15 protein-coding genes are annotated in these 17,105 nt (G+C 66.1%); 4 read left to right on the top strand and 11 right to left on the bottom strand.

Annotated elements, in window-relative coordinates; all coding sequences use genetic code 11:
* Positions 1-7 precede the first annotated feature (7 nt).
* From AC1ROX_RS10100 to AC1ROX_RS10090, 3 genes are all read left to right on the top strand, one after another.
* Positions 8-3,205: an efflux RND transporter permease subunit gene (locus tag AC1ROX_RS10100; RefSeq protein WP_493124983.1), complete on the top strand. Its 3,198-nt coding sequence runs from the start codon at positions 8-10 to the stop codon at positions 3,203-3,205.
* Positions 3,202-3,573 (top strand): hypothetical protein, encoded by a 372-nt coding sequence (locus tag AC1ROX_RS10095; RefSeq protein ID WP_493124981.1) that lies wholly within the window; start codon positions 3,202-3,204, stop codon positions 3,571-3,573. The genes AC1ROX_RS10100 and AC1ROX_RS10095 overlap by 4 nt, the downstream gene beginning before the upstream one ends.
* Positions 3,574-3,772: 199 nt before the next feature.
* Positions 3,773-4,909, top strand: coding sequence for an aromatic ring-hydroxylating oxygenase subunit alpha (locus AC1ROX_RS10090; protein ID WP_493124979.1), 1,137 nt, complete (start codon positions 3,773-3,775; stop codon positions 4,907-4,909).
* 5 nt (positions 4,910-4,914) lie between these two features.
* On the opposite strand, the gene AC1ROX_RS10085 is transcribed toward AC1ROX_RS10090, so the two are convergent.
* From AC1ROX_RS10085 to AC1ROX_RS10035, 11 genes are all read right to left on the bottom strand, one after another.
* Positions 4,915-5,646: an SURF1 family protein gene (locus AC1ROX_RS10085; RefSeq protein ID WP_493124978.1), complete on the bottom strand. Its 732-nt coding sequence runs from the start codon at positions 5,644-5,646 to the stop codon at positions 4,915-4,917.
* The gene (gene cyoD, locus AC1ROX_RS10080) at positions 5,643-6,053 is read right to left on the bottom strand and encodes a cytochrome o ubiquinol oxidase subunit IV (RefSeq protein WP_493124976.1); all 411 of its coding nucleotides are present in this window, start codon (positions 6,051-6,053) and stop codon (positions 5,643-5,645) included. Before cyoD ends, AC1ROX_RS10085 begins: the two co-directional genes overlap by 4 nt.
* Positions 6,050-6,676: a cytochrome o ubiquinol oxidase subunit III gene (gene cyoC, locus AC1ROX_RS10075; protein WP_493124974.1), complete on the bottom strand. Its 627-nt coding sequence runs from the start codon at positions 6,674-6,676 to the stop codon at positions 6,050-6,052. The genes cyoD and cyoC overlap by 4 nt, the downstream gene beginning before the upstream one ends.
* Before the next feature lie 3 nt (positions 6,677-6,679).
* Entirely contained in the window at positions 6,680-8,683 is a 2,004-nt protein-coding gene (gene cyoB, locus AC1ROX_RS10070; protein ID WP_493124972.1) for a cytochrome o ubiquinol oxidase subunit I, read from the bottom strand.
* A 16-nt stretch (positions 8,684-8,699) separates the two neighbouring features.
* A complete protein-coding gene (gene cyoA / locus AC1ROX_RS10065; protein ID WP_493125335.1) occupies positions 8,700-9,746 on the bottom strand; it encodes a ubiquinol oxidase subunit II in 1,047 nt (348 codons plus the stop codon).
* A 20-nt stretch (positions 9,747-9,766) separates the two neighbouring features.
* Positions 9,767-11,089 (bottom strand): MFS transporter, encoded by a 1,323-nt coding sequence (locus tag AC1ROX_RS10060; RefSeq protein ID WP_493124970.1) that lies wholly within the window; start codon positions 11,087-11,089, stop codon positions 9,767-9,769.
* 149 nt (positions 11,090-11,238) lie between these two features.
* A complete protein-coding gene (locus AC1ROX_RS10055; protein WP_493124968.1) occupies positions 11,239-11,850 on the bottom strand; it encodes a hypothetical protein in 612 nt (203 codons plus the stop codon).
* Positions 11,851-11,912: 62 nt separating this feature from the next.
* Positions 11,913-14,006, bottom strand: coding sequence for a glycosyltransferase 61 family protein (locus tag AC1ROX_RS10050; RefSeq protein WP_493124966.1), 2,094 nt, complete (start codon positions 14,004-14,006; stop codon positions 11,913-11,915).
* A 52-nt stretch (positions 14,007-14,058) separates the two neighbouring features.
* A complete protein-coding gene (locus tag AC1ROX_RS10045) occupies positions 14,059-14,547 on the bottom strand; it encodes a CYTH domain-containing protein (protein WP_493124964.1) in 489 nt (162 codons plus the stop codon).
* A 96-nt stretch (positions 14,548-14,643) separates the two neighbouring features.
* Positions 14,644-15,060, bottom strand: coding sequence for a hypothetical protein (locus AC1ROX_RS10040; protein ID WP_493124962.1), 417 nt, complete (start codon positions 15,058-15,060; stop codon positions 14,644-14,646).
* Positions 15,061-15,213: 153 nt separating this feature from the next.
* Positions 15,214-16,593: an SGNH/GDSL hydrolase family protein gene (locus tag AC1ROX_RS10035; RefSeq protein ID WP_493124960.1), complete on the bottom strand. Its 1,380-nt coding sequence runs from the start codon at positions 16,591-16,593 to the stop codon at positions 15,214-15,216.
* Between AC1ROX_RS10035 and AC1ROX_RS10030 the strand changes: the two genes are divergently transcribed.
* Entirely contained in the window at positions 16,569-17,027 is a 459-nt protein-coding gene (locus tag AC1ROX_RS10030) for an acyl-CoA thioesterase (RefSeq protein ID WP_493124958.1), read from the top strand. The two genes, AC1ROX_RS10035 and AC1ROX_RS10030, sit on opposite strands and share 25 nt — an antisense overlap.
* Positions 17,028-17,105 lie beyond the last annotated feature (78 nt).

Raw genomic sequence — 17,105 nt, 5'->3', positions numbered from 1 at the left:
GCGCGCCATGATCGACCGCATCCTGGCTTTCTCCATCCAGAACCGCTGGCTGGTGATCTTCGCCGCCATCGCCGTCGGCGCGCTCGGCGCCTGGAACTTCACGCGGCTGCCGATCGATGCGGTGCCCGACATCACCAACGTGCAGGTGCAGGTCAACAGTGTGGCGCCGGGCTACTCGCCGCTGGAGGTCGAGCAGCGCATCACCTTCCCGCTGGAAACGGCGATGGGCGGCCTGCCGAAGCTCGACTATACGCGCTCGCTGTCGCGTTACGGCCTCAGCCAGGTCACGGTCGTGTTCAAGGACGGGACCGACATCTACTTCGCCCGCCAGCTCGTGAACGAGCGCATCCAGCAGGCCAAGGACAAGCTGCCGCCCGGTGTCGAGACCTCAATGGGACCGGTCTCGACCGGCCTCGGCGAGATCTACATGTATTCCGTCGAGGCCAGGCCCGGCGCCAAGAAACCGGACGGCACGCCCTATTCGGCAACCGAGCTGCGCACCATCCAGGACTGGATCATCAAGCCGCAGCTGCGCACCGTGCCGGGCATCGTCGAGGTCAACACGATCGGCGGCTTCGAGCGGCAGTTCCACGTCCTGCCCGAGCCCGCGAAGCTGATGGCCTACAAGCTCACCTTCCGCGAGGTGATGGCGGCACTGGCCACGCACAACGCCAATGTCGGCGCGGGCTATATCGAGCGCAACGGCGAGCAGTATCTGGTGCGCACGCCGGGCCAGGTCGACGATATCGAAGGCATCCGCAACATTGTCGTGGGCTCGCGCGGCGGCGTGCCGATCCGCATCGGCGACATCGCCGAGGTCAAGGAAGGGCCGGAGCTGCGCACGGGCGCCGCGACGGTCGACGGCAAGGAAGCCGTGATCGGCACCGCCATGCTGCTGATCGGCGAGAACAGCCGCACGGCGGCGCAGCGCGTTGCGGCGCGCCTCGCCGAGGTCGAGCGTTCGCTGCCCGAGGGTGTCGTGGCGCGCGCCTTCTATGACCGCACCAAGCTGGTCGAGGCCACGATCTGGACGGTCGAGAAGAACCTGCTGGAAGGCGCGCTGCTGGTCGTGGTCGTGCTGTTCCTGATCCTGGGAAACTTCCGGGCGGCCTTCGTCACAGCCTGCGTCATCCCGTTGTCGATGCTCTTCACCATCACCGGCATGGTGGAGAACCATATCAGCGCCAACCTGATGAGCCTCGGCGCCATCGACTTCGGCATCATCGTCGACGGCGCGGTGATCGTGGTCGAGAACTGCCTGCGCCTGCTCGCGGAGGAGCAGCACCGGCGCGGCCGCGTTCTCACCCGCCAGGAACGCTTCGCCACGATCCTCACGGGCGCCGGCGAGGTCATCAAGCCGAGCCTCTTTGGCACCCTGATCATCGGCGTCGTCTACCTGCCGATCCTCACGCTCACCGGCGTCGAAGGGAAGATGTTCACGCCGATGGCGCTCACCGTCCTGCTGGCGCTCACCGGCGCGGCCATAGCCTCGATGACCCTGGTGCCGGCGGCGGTGGCGCTCCTGGTCACCGGAAAGGTAGCGGAGAAGGAGAACCTGTTCATGCGCGGGGCGCTGCGGCTCTACGCGCCAGTGCTCGACCAGGCGATCCGCTTGCGATTCGTCGTGATCGGGCTGGCCCTCCTCCTCGTTGCGGTGAGCGGCGTGGCGGCCTCGCGCATGGGCGGCGAGTTCATCCCCTCGCTCGACGAGGGCGACATCGCCATGCATGCGATGCGCATCCCCGGCACCAGCCTCAGCCAGTCGGTGCAGATGCAGGAAGCCGTCGAGAAGGCCGTACTCGAATTCCCCGAGGTGAAGGAAGTGGCGGGCAAGATCGGCACGGCGGAGGTCGCCACCGATCCGATGCCGCCCAATGTCGCCGACACCTTCATCCTGCTGAAGCCGCGCAGCCAGTGGCCCGATCCCAACCGGCCCAAGGCCGACCTGGTCGCGGCGATCGAGAAGCGCGTCGCGGAGGTGCCGGGCAACAATTACGAGTTCACTCAGCCGATCCAGATGCGCTTCAACGAGCTGATCTCCGGTGTGCGCAGCGATCTCGGCATCAAGATATTCGGCGACGATCTCGACACGTTGCTCGCCGTTGCGACCAAGGTTCAGTCGGTGGTGCAGCGCGTGCCCGGTGCTGCCGATGTGCGCACCGAGCAGGTGAGCGGCCTGCCGGTGCTGACGGTAAAGCCAAACCGCGCCGCTCTGGCGCGCTACGGCATCACCCTCGCCGATCTACAGGAAGTGGTCGAGATCGCGGTCGGCGGCAAGGAAGCCGGCCTGGTCTTCGAGGGCGACCGGCGCTTCGACATCGTGGTGCGCCTGCCCGAGCATCTGCGCGTCGACCTCGATGCGCTGGCGTCGCTGCCCATTCCCGTGCCTCAGGCGGCGGTGACGGCGGGTGACACCGGCCGGCGCGCCATCGTGCAGACCGGCAGCGGTGCCGCCGCGCCCTACGTGCCGCTGTCGGCGGTGGCGGAGATCGAGACGGCGCCCGGTCCCAACCAGATCAGCCGCGAGAACGGCAAGCGCCGGGTGGTCGTCAGCGCCAACGTGCGCGACCGCGACCTCGGCTCCTTCGTGAGCGAAGTGCAGCGCCAGGTGACGGAGCAGGTGAAGCTGCCGGCCGGCTACTGGATCGGCTGGGGTGGCCAGTTCGAGCAGCTCGTCGCCGCCTCGCAGCGGCTGGCGATCGTGGTGCCGGTGGCGCTGCTGCTGATCTTCGTGCTGCTGTGCATGAGCCTGGGTTCGATGGCCGACGCGACCCTGGTCTTCAGCGGCGTGCCGCTGGCGCTGACCGGCGGCATCGCGGCCCTCGTGCTGCGCGACATCCCGCTGTCGATCAGCGCCGGGGTCGGCTTCATCGCGCTCAGCGGCGTCGCCGTGCTGAACGGGCTGGTGATCATCTCGTTCATCCAGCGCCTGCGCGCCGACGGCATGAGCGTGGACCAGGCCGTGCGAACGGGCGCGATGAAGCGATTGCGGCCGGTGCTGATGACGGCGCTGGTCGCCTCGCTGGGCTTCGTGCCGATGGCGATCGCGACCGGCGCCGGCGCCGAGGTGCAGCGGCCGCTCGCCACCGTCGTGATCGGCGGAATCATCTCGTCGACCCTCCTCACCCTGGTCGTGCTGCCGGCGCTCTACGCGCTGTTCCATCGCGACCGCATTCCCGTTCAACAGCAAGGAGAGACCCCGTGAAGAAGATACTGATCATCGCTTTTTCGATCCTGTGGGCCGGCATCGCGATGGCTCAGCACAGCCATGGCAACGTCAAGGGACCGAACGGCGGGCCCGTGCAGGACGTGGCCGGCATCCACGCCGAGCTGGTCGTGTCGGGCAACACCGTCACCGTCAACATCCTCGACGAGAGCAACAAGCCTACCTCGGCCAAGGGTTTCTCCGGCTCGGTGCTGATCGTGTCGGGCAATACCCGCGAAACCGTGCAGCTCGCCGCCTCGGGCGGCACTGCGCTGAAGGGCGAAGCCAAGACCGCCCTCCCCGCCGGCGCCGCCGTCACGCTCGTCCTGAAGAACGCCGCCGGCAAATCCGGACAGGTGAAGTTCTAGAACGAGACGAAGCGGGTCCCATTGGAGCGCGCCACTCCAGTGGCGCTCAAGCTTTCGTAAATTAGCGAGGCATGAGCGCCACTGGAGTGGCGCGCTCCAATGAGGCGAATCCCTTACTGAAGGGCGGGTGGACGCGGCGGCTGGGAGATGTCAGCCTGAAGACGATCAGCTCGCGATCCATCCCGACGAGGTCGGCACAATGGCGCTTCGAGGTGACTCCGTCTTCGCTTCAGACTGGGCACAAACCCTGACCGATCCGCAGGCGTTCGCCCACGAGCAGCGCTGCCTCAGCCATGCGTGGACGTTCCTTGGCTTCACAGGGGACGTCGCGCACGATGGCGACTGGTTCCGCGCGTCGCTGGCGACCCGCTCGGTCTTCGTACAGCGGTTCGGCGCGGAGCTGAAGGGCTTCGAAAACATCTGCGCCCATCGTTTCTATCCGCTGCGAACCCGGGACAAGGGCAACGGTCCGATCGTCTGCGGCTTCCATCACTGGCGCTACGATGATGACGGAAACGCCATCGGCATTCCGAAGTGCCTGCAGCAGTTCGGCACCGTGTCGCGGGCGCTGGGAGCGCATCTCCTGCCGATCGAGGTCGCGATCTGCGGCACCCTGATCTTCGGGCGCTTCCCCTCTCTGGCGAAGCAGGAGTCCCTGGACGCGTTCCTCGGCCCCGGCTTCCCGATCCTGGAGGCTCTGTCGCAGACGGATCACAAGCCGCTCGTTCTCGCGCATTCGCTCAAGGCCAACTGGAAGCTCGGCCTGCAGATCACCTTCGACGACTATCATACGGTCGCGGTCCATCCGACGACCTTTGGAAAGAGCGGGTATCTCAACCGTGAGAATCTGAGCTATGCCCGCTTCGGGACCCACAGCGCGCTGATCAACAGCAACCGCCCGAAGATCTTCGAGGAGATATCGGCAGCCTGCGCCGATGGCTCGTTCCGGCCGACCTGCTACTGCATCCTGCAGATCCTGCCGAACTTCCTCGTGGCGCTGTTCCGGTCGGACGGCGACATCTTCCAGTGCTGCATCCAGCAATTCGTTCCCGTGTCGCACGACCGGTCGTTGCTGCGTGCCTGGGTCTACCCCGCTCCCTTTCCAATCGAAGGTGCCTGGCCGTCGCGCTGGTGGCGCCATCTCAGCGAACCGGTCCGTCGGCCCCTGGTCCGCTATTATGCCCGCCGCGTCATGCGGGAAGACAACCAGATCTGCGAGGGCATCCAGCAGGTCGCACACCAGATCGAAAGGCCGCCTTACCTCGCCGCGCTCGAGGAACGCATCGGCTGGTTCGAGCAGTCCTACCGGGAACTCGTCGCCGACGGCGAAGCGTAGCCGTTTCAGGCAGTAGTCTTGTGCCGCCTCAGGGCATCGACATGGACGAAGATGGCGCCGGCCGCCGCCATCGCCGCCAGGGCCGCCCAGGTGAGCGCATAGACCAGGTGGTTGTTGGTGAACTTCAGCACCGTGAGACCGGCGATCGGGATGCCCTCCTCACCCGGCTTTCGCGCCGCATCGATGAAGTAGGGCGCGACGACGCCGAGGCCCCGGGACCCTGCGATCGCTTCGACGTCGCGCGAGTACCAGCGGTCGGCCGCGGAATCATTGCTCTGGAGAACGGTCCCGCGCGGCTCGGTCACGCGCAGCAGCCCGGTGACGGTCTCGGCCTGCTTGGGCAAGGCCCGCCAGGTCGCCGGATCGCGCCTGTCGGCCGGAACGAAGCCGCGGTTGATGTAGACGGTGGTTCCGTCGTCGCGCCGGAACGGCGCCAGGACCCAATAGCCGCCGCCATGCTCGGTCACCGCCTGAACCAGAGCCGCTGGGGCGTCGAGCCACTGCCCCGTCGCCTCGACGCGCCTGTATTCGTCCGTCGCGGCGGAAATGCCCGTCCACCTGTCGGATCCCGGTGCCGGGACCGCCGGTGCATTCACGCGCGCCTCGATGCGCTCGATCAGGTCGAGCTTCCAGGTCCGGCGCTGCAATTGCCAAACCGACAACGCCACCAGTGCGGCGACCACGGCAACAGCGGCAAGGTCGAACAGGACCAGCGCCGCAAGGCGCCTGCCCGTCACGGCCGCGGCGTCGTCCCGTGCGGGGCCATCGGCATCATGTTCTGGTCGAGGTGGTACATGACCCATATCGAGCCAACCAGGGTCACGACGACGAGGATGAGCGCGAACGCCGTCGAAATGACGGTCCAGCCGCCTTCCGACTTGGTGTTCATGTGCAGGAAGTAGACCATGTGGACCATGATCTGCACCGCCGCGAAGGCCATGATCACGACGCTGGTCAGCACCTTGTCGCCTAGCACGTTGCCCATCACCAGCCAGAACGGGATGGCCGTGAGGAGGACCGATAGCACGAAGCCGGTGAGATAGCCCCGCATCGTGCCCATCGGATGGTCGGCGTCGCCGTGGGCCGAGGCGCCGGCTTGCGCGTCCGGCAGCGGATGGGAGGCGGATCCGTTCGTCTCGCTCATCGCATCGATCCCATCAGGTAAACGAAGGTGAACACGCCGATCCAGACCACGTCGAGGAAATGCCAGAACATCGACAGGCACATCAGCCGGCGCCGGTTCTCCGGGATCAGGCCGAGGCGCCGGACCTGCGCCATGAGCGTGACCAGCCAGACGATGCCGAAGGTCACGTGCAGGCCGTGCGTCCCGACCAGCACGAAGAAGGACGACAGGAAGGCGCTGCGCTGCGGCGGCGCCCCTTCCCGGAACAGATGAGCGAATTCAAAGAGCTCGAACCCGACGAAGGCGGCGCCGAGCAGACCGGTCACCGCGAGCCAGGCCAGGGTCGCGCCGGTCCTGTTCCTTGCCATCTCGAGCATGGCGAAGCCGAAGGTCATCGAGGAAACGAGCAGCAGGCTGGTATTGAGCGCGACGAGCGGAAGATCGAAGAGATCCGCTCCCGAAGGCCCCGCCGCGAAGTTGCCGCCGAGCACGCCATAGGTCGCGAACAGCGCCGCGAACAGCAGGCAGTCGCTCATCAGATAGAGCCAGAACCCGAAGAGCGTCGGGCCGCTGCCATGCGGATGATCTTCGAGGACGTGAAAGACCGGCGCGCTGGCTCCGGGCGGTGGACTGTTCTCGTGCACGGCTCAGGCTCCTCCGGCCAACCGGGCCGTGCGCAGGGATTCGAGCTGCGCGACATCCTCGGCCGGAAGCCAAAGAGCCCTGTCGTAGTTGAAGGTGTGCCAGATCGCGACCACCAGGACGGCCAGGGCGCAGACCGCGGCCATCCACCAGATGTGCCAGACCAGGGCGAAGCCCAGCGCGGTGCTCAAGCCCGCGATCACCACACCCGTGCCGGTGTTCTTCGGCATGTGGATCGGCCTGAAGCCGCTGACCGGCCGGATGGAGCCGCGCTTCTTCATGTCCGACCAGGCATCGAGATCGTGGACGATCGGGGTGAAGGCGAAATTGTAGGGCGGCGGCGGCGAGGACGTCGACCATTCGAGCGTGCGGCCGCCCCACGGATCGCCGGTCACGTCGCGCAGCTGCTCGCGCCGGAAGAAGCTCACGACGAGCTGGATGACGAAAGCCAGGATGCCGAAGGCGATGATCAGGACACCGATCACGGCGACGATCAGGTAGGGCTGGACGCTGGGGTCGTCGAAGTGCTGCGTGCGGCGCGTGTAGCCCATCAGGCCCACCGCGTAGATCGGCAGGAACACCGTCCAGAAGCCGATCAGCCAGCCCCAGAACGACATCTTTCCCCAGAACGGATCGAGCCTGTAGCCGAAGGCCTTGGGGAACCAGTACTGGACGCCGGCCATCAGGCCGAACACGACGCCGCCGATGATGACGTTGTGGAAATGGGCGACCAGGAACAACGTGTTGTGCAGGATGAAGTCGGCCGGCGGCACGGCCAGCAGCACGCCGGTGAGCCCGCCGACCACGAAGGTCGGGATGAAGCCCAGCACCCACAGGAACGCCGGCTCGAAGCGGATACGCCCGCGATACATCGTGAACAGCCAGTTGAAGACCTTCGCTCCGGTCGGGATCGAGATGATCATGCTGGCGATGCCGAAGAAGGAATTGACGGTCGGGCCGGCGCCCATGGTGAAGAAATGGTGCAGCCAGACCAGCCAGGACAGCAGCGCGATGACCGCCGTCGCGTAGACCATCGACGTGTAGCCGAACAGGCGCTTGCCGCAGAAGGTCGAGACGACTTCCGAGTAGATGCCGAACGCCGGCAGGATCAGCACATAGACCTCCGGATGCCCCCAGATCCAGATGAGATTCATGTAGTGCATCGAGTTGCCGCCGAAGTCGTTGGTGAAGAACTTCAGGCCGACATAGCGGTCGAGTGCCAGCAGCGCGAGCGTGGCGGTGAGCACCGGGAAGATCGTGAGGATGATCGCGTTGCTGCAGAGCGTGGTCCAGCAGAAGACCGGCATCTTCATCATGGTCATGCCGGGCGCCCGCATCTTGATGATCGTGGCGATGAGATTGACCGCCGACAGCGTCGTGCCGACGCCCGCGATCTGCAGCGCCCAGAGATAGTAGTCCACCCCCACGCCGGGGCTATAGTCGGCGCCCGACAGAGGCGGGAAGCCCAGCCATCCCGCCTGCGAGTACTCGCCCACGAACAGCGAGGTCATGGTCAGCACGGCGCCGCCGACCGTCATCCAGAAGCTGAGGTTGTTGAGGAAGGGGAAGGCCACGTCGCGCGCACCGATCTGCAGCGGCATGACGTAGTTCATCACGCCGGTGACGAACGGCATCGCCATGAAGAAGATCATGATCGAGCCGTGGGCGCTGAAGATCTGGTCGTAGTGGTGCGGCGGCAGGTAGCCTTCGCCGGCGCCGACCGAGAGCGCCTTCTGGGTCACCATCATCACCGCATCGGCGAAGCCGCGCAGCAGCATCACGATGGCCAGGATCACGTACATGATGCCGATCTTCTTGTGATCGACCGTGGTGAACCATTCCCGCCAGAGATAGCCCCACTGGCCGAACCAGGTGACGGCCCCGAGCAGGGCGCCGCCGAGCAGGGCGACCCCCACGAAGGTCCAGAGCAGGATGGGTTCCTGGTAGGGAATCGCCTCCAGCGTAAGGCGGCCTAACAGGAACTGCTGGAGGTCGATATTGGTGAACATGGGCGTCCTGTCTCGGTCAGTGCCGGTGTCCGGCCGGCGCGTTGGCGGGCGCGGACCCAGGCGCCGTCGGGCTTGCCTGCGGCTCGGCGCTCGTCAGGCGTCGGTTGTCGTACTGAAGCCTCTGGCGGTTCGCCTCGCTGTTGCGGGCGTCGCCGCCTTTGCGATCGAGATGGTGCATCTCGGAGAGGCACATCTGTCCCGGCGCGACGCAGAGGCCGAGGATGGCGTCATAGAGGCGGTCCTCGACCGTACCGAAAAGGCGCACGGGGTTGCCCGCGCTCGGCCGCTCGAGTGCGAGGTAGGCGTTGCGGTCGAGCCTGTCCTGGACGGATTTGGCCTTGCCCACCCATGCGTCGAAGCCCTGCTGGGACAGGGCCAGGAACTGGAAGTTCATGCGCGAGAAGCCGGAGCCGCTGTAGTGGCCCGAAAGGCCCCTGTACTCGCCTTCCTTGTTGGCGACCAGGTTGAGCTGGGTCTCCATACCGGGCATCGCATAGATCATGCCCGCGATCGCCGGAATGGAGAGCGTGTTCCAGACCGAGGACGAGGTGATGCGGAACGTGACCGGCCGGTCGACGGGCGCGGCCAGCTCGTTCACGCTGGCGACGCCATATTCCGGGTAGATGAACAGCCACTTCCAGTCGAGCGCGACCGCCTGCACTTCGAGCGGCTTCACATCGGGAGGGATCGGCCGGTTCGGACCCAGGCGCGACAGCGGCCGGTAGGGGTCGAGCGTATGCGTGCTGATCCAGGTCATCGCCCCGATGGCCATGATGATCAGCAGCGGGACGGTCCAGATCACGACCTCGAGCTGCGTGGAATGGGCCCAGTCGGGCTCGTAGGCCGCATCCTTGTTGGAAGCCCGGTAGCGCCGCGCGAAAATGAAGGTGGCCGTGATCACCGGCACGATCACCAGCAGCATCAGCGCGGTGGCGACCAGAATGAGGTTGCGCTGCTGCAGGGCGACATCGCCGGACGGATCGAGCAGCACCATCTTGCAGCCCGAAATCGCGCCGCAGAGGCCCGCCAGGGCAAGAGCTCGCAAGGTCGCCGTCACAGGCATCCACTTCGATACACTCATCTTCAGACCTGCCGGACTTCGGAGCGCGTCAGGCCGAGCGCGATCAGGCTGGTGACCGCACCCGACAGGAGATAGAGGCCCACGCAGGCGAGCCCGTAATCCGCCGAGAGGGCCAGCACGATCAGCGGCGCGAAGGCGGCACCCAGCAGCCAGGCGAGATCGCTGGTGAGCGCCGCGCCGGTGTAGCGGTAAAGGGGATTGAGCCGGGATGTCACCGCGCCGGAGGACTGCCCGTAGGAAAGGCCCAGCAGCGCAAAACCGGCGTTGACGTAGATCGTCTGGCCGATGGCATTCTCCTCGATCAGGAGCGGTGCGATCGTGCTGCAGATCGCGAACAGCCCGATCAGACCCGAGGAGATCATGAGAAGCCGCCGGCGCCCGATCTGGTCGGCCAGCAGGCCGGACGCCACGATCGCCCCGGCGCAGATGAAGGCACCCGAGCACTGGATCATCAGGAACTCGCCCACCGAACGGTGCGTGAAGAGATTGATCCAGCTGATCGGAAACACCGTGACCAGGTGGAACAGCGCAAAGCTCGCGAGCGGGATCAGCGCGCCGAGCAGGAGTTCGCGCGCCTGGCTGCGCACGATCGGCAGGACCGGTGCCGGCGCGAGGCGCCCCATCTCGAGGAGCCGCGAGAATTCCTCGGTCACGACCAGCCGCAGGCGCGCGAACAGGGCCACGACGTTGACCGCGAAGGCGCAGAAGAACGGATAGCGCCAGCCCCACTCCAGGAAATCGTCCTCGGACAGGTTGAGCAGGAAGAAGGCGAAGAGGACGGCCGCGACGGTGAAGCCCAGCGGCGCTCCGAGCTGCGCGATCGCCGCATAGAGGCCGCGGCGCTGGACCGGCGCGTTCAGGGCGAGCAGCGACGCAAGCCCGTCCCAGGCGCCGCCGAGCGCCAGCCCCTGCCCGATCCGCAGGATGCAGAGAAGATAGATCGACCAGTGCCCGACATACTCGTAGGTCGGCAAGAAGGAGACCGCCATCGTCGAGAAGCCGAGCAGCAGCAGCGCGGCCGTCAACTTGACCCCGCGGCCGTGCCGCTGGTCGATCCGGGTGAACAGGATCGTGCCGATGGGCCGGGCCACGAAGGCCAGCGCGAAGATCGCGAAGGCGTAGAGGGTTCCCGTCAGGGGATCGGCGAAGGGCAGGAAGACCCGGGGAAACACCACCACCGAGGCGATCGCGAAGACGAAGAAGTCGAAATACTCGGCGGCGCGCCCGATGATCACGCCGATGGCGATCTCGCTCGGCGCCACCTTGTGATCCGAAGAGACGAGACGCGCGTCGCGCTCGAGAGGCTCTGAAGACGGGTACGTCATCGTGTCGTCCCTGCAGCTACGTCCGCAAATTTACCCAATTTATGTGTGCAGGAAAACCCGGCCATGGCGCGGCATTGTTGCGAGGACCGGTTACGGCAAAGCCGCCCGACCTATTACCGTCCAATTACCATCCCAGGTTTCCAGTGCGCTCATGCCCGCGAAAGGTGTCTCAGGCGCCTCACGAGAAAGGCCAGCCCACCTATCCCCGCAACGCCCAGGCTCAGCACTGCGCACGGATAGGCAAACCGCCAATTCGTATAGACCCGGGCCGGGCCGTTGAGGCTGTGGTGAACTTCACCGACGAATTCCGACAGGCTCCAGGTCAACAAGCCGACGAAGAAAACGGCCAGGGCAGCTGTGATCGGCCAGCGCTGGAAACGAAGCGCTATCTTGTCGATTCCAGTCTCCCTGCCGATGAGTGACGGCTGCTCGCGCATCAGCCGTTGCTGGTATCGAAGGCGCAAAGTGGAGATTCTGTACCACCAGATTGCGCCTCCCAGCCCGACGAGCCAGGCTGCCGGAAGAGCGATTATCCCGAAGGCCAGATCGCGGCACTCGACGGCGCAAAACAGGAATGAAAAATTGGACGTACCCGGGCGCAGCCGCCAGATCGCTCGTGCGATCTCTATCGCCCAGGCCTCGGGCAACACCCGCAGGAGCGCCCAGAGCACGAAGGGCCAGGCCATCAGCAGGACGAAAAGCCAAACGGTCGAGATCGCCCATCCGGGCGGACGGCCCGCGACGAGTTCGGGATCGACCACGAGGCCATCGCGTCTCTGAGCACGCATCAAGATGCGACTGACACCCCATGCAATCGGCCCCATCAGGAAGCCAGCATCCGCCGCAGCGCCGCCTCGAAGCGGGCGGGGTCGATGGTGAAGTCGTTCCAGCTGGCCGGTCGGTCCTGCGTCGCGAGATCGCCGAACAGTTCGGCGTACGGCGTGCGGCGGGCACTGGCGATGTCCCAATAGAAGGGATCGAAGAAATCGCCCGGCGACAGGACGATTACGCGGCTGGACGGCGGCGCGAAGACGATGTTGGTGAGGGCAGCGCCCTTCACGCCGATCACGGCCTCCGCTTCGCCGAACAGTCGCGCCTGCTCGCGTAGCGGATAGGCCTCGGGCGCAACCGTCTCGAAACCGTAACGGGCGCTGATCTGAACGATCTCGGCCTCGTTGAGCAGCCGGCGGCTGGCCGCTCTCGATCGCAGGACGTGCAGCCGGCGCGTTGGACTGGGCCGGTGCGCCAGCGGTGGGAGGAGCTGCGCGCGCAGCGACTCGAGCGCCGCCGGCAGCTTGAACAGGGGCGGCACATGCACCGGCATCGACCAGGCAAGGTCCCGGCAGCGCCAGACCTCGCCGACATCGTGCTCGTGCACGATCGCATCCGGCAGAATGGCCTCGATCGTCTGGCGCATCACCTGGCGCAGGCCGAGCTTGCGCGTCTTGGTGACGACAATGTGCCGCGTCGGCAAGGCGCCCGTCTCCGCGAGCCAGGCCAGTGCCGCGGCCTGGTCGACCAGCCAGTGTCCGAAATTCTCCGACCACGGCCGCTGCAACAGCAGGCAGCAAGCGTCGATCGACCGATGCACCCGGCCCGCCAGGGCGAACGTGCCGCCGTTCCTGCCGGCCCCCATGCCCTTGGGCAGCTCATCGGCATTGAGGAACTCCCGCGCGCTGTCGGCCAACAGCCAGTGCCGCCCACCGTCCGCAAGCACGACGCTACCTTCGCCGGCTATCAGCGCATCGGTGAAGCGCATCAGGTGTAGAGCAGCGAAATCCGTCTGCCTCTGCCGGTGATATCTTGCAAGGTTGTACCGGCGATCGGGCGGGAGGGCCTGGTCGTCGACCAAGACCGGTGCGCGGCGGGCAATTCTTCCCGCCTCGGCGACCCGTTCGATGCGCCGCAGGCCGTAGCCGGCACCCGTCAGCGCCAGTCTTGCGGCCTCGACCTGACCCGAGATCTCGATCGAGACGACCTCCTCGCCGGCCTGCCCGGCGCGACGCGCAAGATAGAGATCGCGGCCGCCGGGCCCTTGCCCGAGGGTCGGTTGCCCGACCTGCCAGTCCGCGCCCAGCCCCTCGGCCGGGAGGCCGCGCGGGCCATGCAGGGTGAGTGGCCTACCGTTGGCCGTCAGCATCGCCCGCCCCGTCTCGACGAGGCTACGATGAGCGTTGGCGAGCTCGGCGATCGTCGCCTCCCCGCGCGACATCTCCCGCACGAGCCGGGCGTAGCCGTTTACGGCCAGCACCGCGATGCCGCCGGGCTTCACCAGGCGGCCAGTCTCCGCAAGCCACGCCTGCATTGCGTCCTGCGACAGGGACGCCGCGAATGTATCGAGGGCGATGACGCCATCGAAGCTCCCGTCCGGCGCATCGACGGGCGGATGCGCCGGCTGGCGATGGAACTCGGCCCCCTCGACGTGCCGGCTCGCCCAATCGACCACCGCCGGCCGCGCGTCGAGCCCGACCCACTCGTTGCCGGGCAGCGCCAGCTGCAATCCGCGAACGCCATGGCCCAAGCCGCAATTGAGGTGGAGAAAGCGGCAACCGCGCCTGTGCTCAAGGCCGGCCGACCAGAGCAGATCGACGACCGCGTCGGCAACGGCGAGGTCGATCCCCAGCGCTGCCACCTTCTGATTGCACTTGAAGCGCGGGGGCGGCAGCGGCAGGCCGAGCCCCACGGCGCGCGCCGTGAGAGGTGCCAGTCCGGCAGCGGCTTCGACAAGCGCCTCGATCGTCGGGAGCGCGCCCTGCAGCTCGATGTCGCGACCGGCCCGGACGAGCCGGGCCACGAGCGCGTGCGATGCGAGCCGCATCCTGCCGCCACGCAGCTTCAGGCCGCCCTCCGCACGCCGGACGAACCACTCGGGGAACTGCGCGCGAATCTCTTCCAGAAGGTCATCGTGAGAGATCATCTGCGAGACAATGTGCCAACCTGCAGCGGTTCCGGCCACCGTCCTGCGAAGTTTAGTTCACGACGGTACGGGGCGCCCGCGCGCGCAGCAGGTTGATCTTGCGATAGGCGGGATCGCCGGTGACCTCCTGTCCGATCCAGGGCGGCAGGGAAACCGCACAATCGAGCCGCGGCAACTCGACCTCTGCGAGGATCACGTCGGCCATGATCCCCTCATAGGCATCCACCTGCCAGATGAAGCCCTCGTACGGCACGAAGAAGCGCATCTTGCTGATCACGTTGCCGTCGCAGTGATTTGCCATCAGCTCCCGGGCATCCTCCAGGGGAATCGGATATTCGAACTCGGCATCGATGCCTGGCGCCTCGCGCGCCTTGAGGGTGAGGGTCGCGGTGAGGGTAGCCTGGTCGCCGCAGATGCGGACACGCACCTTGCGCTTCCCGGACATGGCGACCAGCCCGTCCACCAGATGCTGCTCGCGGACAATATTGTCGCGCCATTCCTCGCTCGTGACGAGAAACTTGCGCTCGATCTCGGTGCCCATGCCCCTCCGGTCTACACCTTCGGTGGATCGTTCCGCCAGCCCTTCATTCCCGCCCGGCCAAGCACTGCCCGGGCGCGCGTAGGCAGGTAAAGAGCTTCAGGCGGGCGCCGCAGGGCCCTCGAATGCCGGCAGGCTGCCGCGGATCGCCGGCGAATCCAGCCACCGGCGGGCTTTGTCGATATCGTTGAACACGCGCATCGGCCGTTTGGCGGCGGCGAGGATGCCGAGCACGCGCGAGAGCAATGCATACTTGTCGTCCGGCACGACGACGGCCAGCGGCCCATGGTCGTGCCGGCACGCCTGCAGCGCGCGCATGCGCACGCCGATGCTGAGGATGTCGAGCGGCTCCATCCTGGTGTCGCCATGGGTGCCGTCGAACAGCTTGCGATAGCGGTGGCCGTTCGCGCCCACCATCGCATCGAGCATCCGATGCACTTCCGCGAGATCCACATCGCCATCGCAAACGACCACGAAGGACTGCAGCCGCGAATCGATGGTCCAATGCAAAGGCATGCCGAAAAGTCCGCAACGCTTACGGGAACAGGGACGTCGAGATTGATAGTCCGGTCCGGCAATGACAAGGGCGCGGCGCGCATCAATGGACGATTTGCGACATCGTCACGCCGGGTCGCTGCTCACGCGGATCGGCTCGAGCCAAACTCCATTTTATGCAGGCGGCTCTGTCCCGTCGCATGCCTTCTTGACGCCCGGCGCCAGCTGCCGGGCGAACTTCAGCGATCCGCCGGCGAGGAAGTGGCCGTTGTCCCGGAAGTCGGCGGGCTGGAACGTATCGTCGGGGACTTCGATATAGACATCGTGCAAAGCCGATGCCTCGCGGCGCAGCAGCTCCTTGAATCGGTTCAACAGCGGCAGGACTTCGCGATTGCGCAGCATCGGCAGCCAGCCATCGACATCGTCATTGCCGAAGGCGGCGGCATTCAGGACCTGGCCCACCCAAACCGTCCGGATACCGCGCGACCGGTTGATCGCCGAGATCGAGCGGACATTGCGCAGGAAGATCGCTTCCAGTGCCGGATCGTCCTTCGGATGCGGTTCCGCAACCATTATCGGCGCCGGCCTTGCCGTATCGACATAGGATGCGATCGTGCGGATCAACAGGGTCGCCAGCGGAGACACGGTGGTGAAGCCGGCACCGATACGGCGCACCTGCAGCCCGTCGATCTGCGAGCGAAGATGGAAGTCGGCGTAACCCGGATCGAGGTTCGGCACGAACGCGTTCCGGAGGTCATTCCAGCCGACATAGTAGATCGCACAATGCGGCGGCGTGTCGAACTTGTCCTGGTAGAAGGCGGTCTGGATCAGATGTTCGGCGGTCGTGTAGCCCAGCACGCCGTGATTGATCACGGCGAACCGGCCTGGACCGAGCAGCTCCTCGAGGCGGTGCGCCCATGTTTCGTGATCGCTGACACTGACATCGTAGGTCGTCGATCCACCGAAAACGGCAACCACCCTCTTGCGCGCGAGTTCCGCGCGGGAATGGCTGCGTCCGCGCGTGCGCTGGGAACTGTGGCTTACCATCAGGCTGACCACCCGCCGTTCTATGGAGGGCATCGGAATTGCCTGCAGCAGCGGATGCCAGGCGAACCGCGGCGGGTCGTAGTACTGCGACGGCAGCAACGAGATTTTGCGACTTCCGGGCCTTTCCAGCGCAAACGAGCCGATGCCCAGTCCGAGATCGACGAACGCCAGCGAGAGCGGAAGAGCGGCCCATCGCGGCCACCGCGCCAGACCGACGGCCAGCAAGGCCAAGGCCGTCAAATACAGGAAATAGTGCTCGCGGGGAGAACCGGCCGTGTACTGGCCCAGCGCATGCAACGTTATCGCCGCTGCGATGATGGTCGCGACCAACAGGCCGGCAAGCAATGCGACGATAAGGCGGTCGAACCGGTAGGGTCTCGCGAGACCGATATGGTTGAGCAGCATGCGCTGAATAAGTAGCGGAAGTCGTTCGAAACGGCAAAACGCTGTAGAAGGGCCCGCAGCAAGGCAAGGAGATCTTGATGACGGGCGGCGTGTCGGGTGCAAAGGCGGCGAAGGACGAGCGGCGGGAGCACTATGGATGGTGGCTGCCGATCGCCAGCCGCTGGTCGGACTGCGACGCCTACGGCCATGTCAACAATGCCGTCTACTATAACTGGTTCGACACGGCACTCACCACGCTCGCCATCGAGCGCGGCATCCTGCGGGCGCCGGGACAGACTTCGATCGGCCTGTGCATCGCCAGCGGCTGCGAGTTCCTGGCGCCGGTCGACTTTCCCCAGACGGTCGATGTCGGCATCCGTCTCGGCCGCATCGGCAACAGTTCGTTGCGCTACGAGCTGGCAATCTTCACGAAGGACGGTGAGGCGCCCGCCGCCGTCGGCCACTTCGTCCACGTCTATGTCGACGCCGCGACACGCAAGACCGCGGCCCTGACCGAGGCGCAGAAGGCCGCGATCGGCGACCTGCTGCCGGCCTGACGTCGCCCTCCAGGCGGCCGACCTGCGTCATCACGCCGAAATGGAGTTTGACGAAGATCAAGGCCACCATGGTCGCTC

Source organism: Reyranella sp. GW821-FHT14A01, from assembly GCF_058803965.1.
The sequence above is the reverse complement of the archived record's forward strand: the minus strand, read 5'-3'. Positions and strand labels throughout refer to the sequence as shown.

Bases quoted from the DNA above. Each gene is read 5' to 3' on its own strand.
- AC1ROX_RS10100 (WP_493124983.1), top strand. From the start codon at position 8: ATGATCGACCGCATCCTGGCTTTCTCCATCCAGAACCGCTGGCTGGTG.
- AC1ROX_RS10090 (WP_493124979.1), top strand. From the start codon at position 3,773: ATGGCGCTTCGAGGTGACTCCGTCTTCGCTTCAGACTGGGCACAAACC.
- cyoD (WP_493124976.1), bottom strand. From the start codon at position 6,053: ATGAGCGAGACGAACGGATCCGCCTCCCATCCGCTGCCGGACGCGCAA.
- cyoB (WP_493124972.1), bottom strand. From the start codon at position 8,683: ATGTTCACCAATATCGACCTCCAGCAGTTCCTGTTAGGCCGCCTTACG.
- cyoA (WP_493125335.1), bottom strand. From the start codon at position 9,746: ATGCCTGTGACGGCGACCTTGCGAGCTCTTGCCCTGGCGGGCCTCTGC.
- AC1ROX_RS10060 (WP_493124970.1), bottom strand. From the start codon at position 11,089: ATGACGTACCCGTCTTCAGAGCCTCTCGAGCGCGACGCGCGTCTCGTC.
- AC1ROX_RS10050 (WP_493124966.1), bottom strand. From the start codon at position 14,006: ATGATCTCTCACGATGACCTTCTGGAAGAGATTCGCGCGCAGTTCCCC.
- AC1ROX_RS10045 (WP_493124964.1), bottom strand. From the start codon at position 14,547: ATGGGCACCGAGATCGAGCGCAAGTTTCTCGTCACGAGCGAGGAATGG.
- AC1ROX_RS10040 (WP_493124962.1), bottom strand. From the start codon at position 15,060: ATGCCTTTGCATTGGACCATCGATTCGCGGCTGCAGTCCTTCGTGGTC.
- AC1ROX_RS10030 (WP_493124958.1), top strand. From the start codon at position 16,569: ATGACGGGCGGCGTGTCGGGTGCAAAGGCGGCGAAGGACGAGCGGCGG.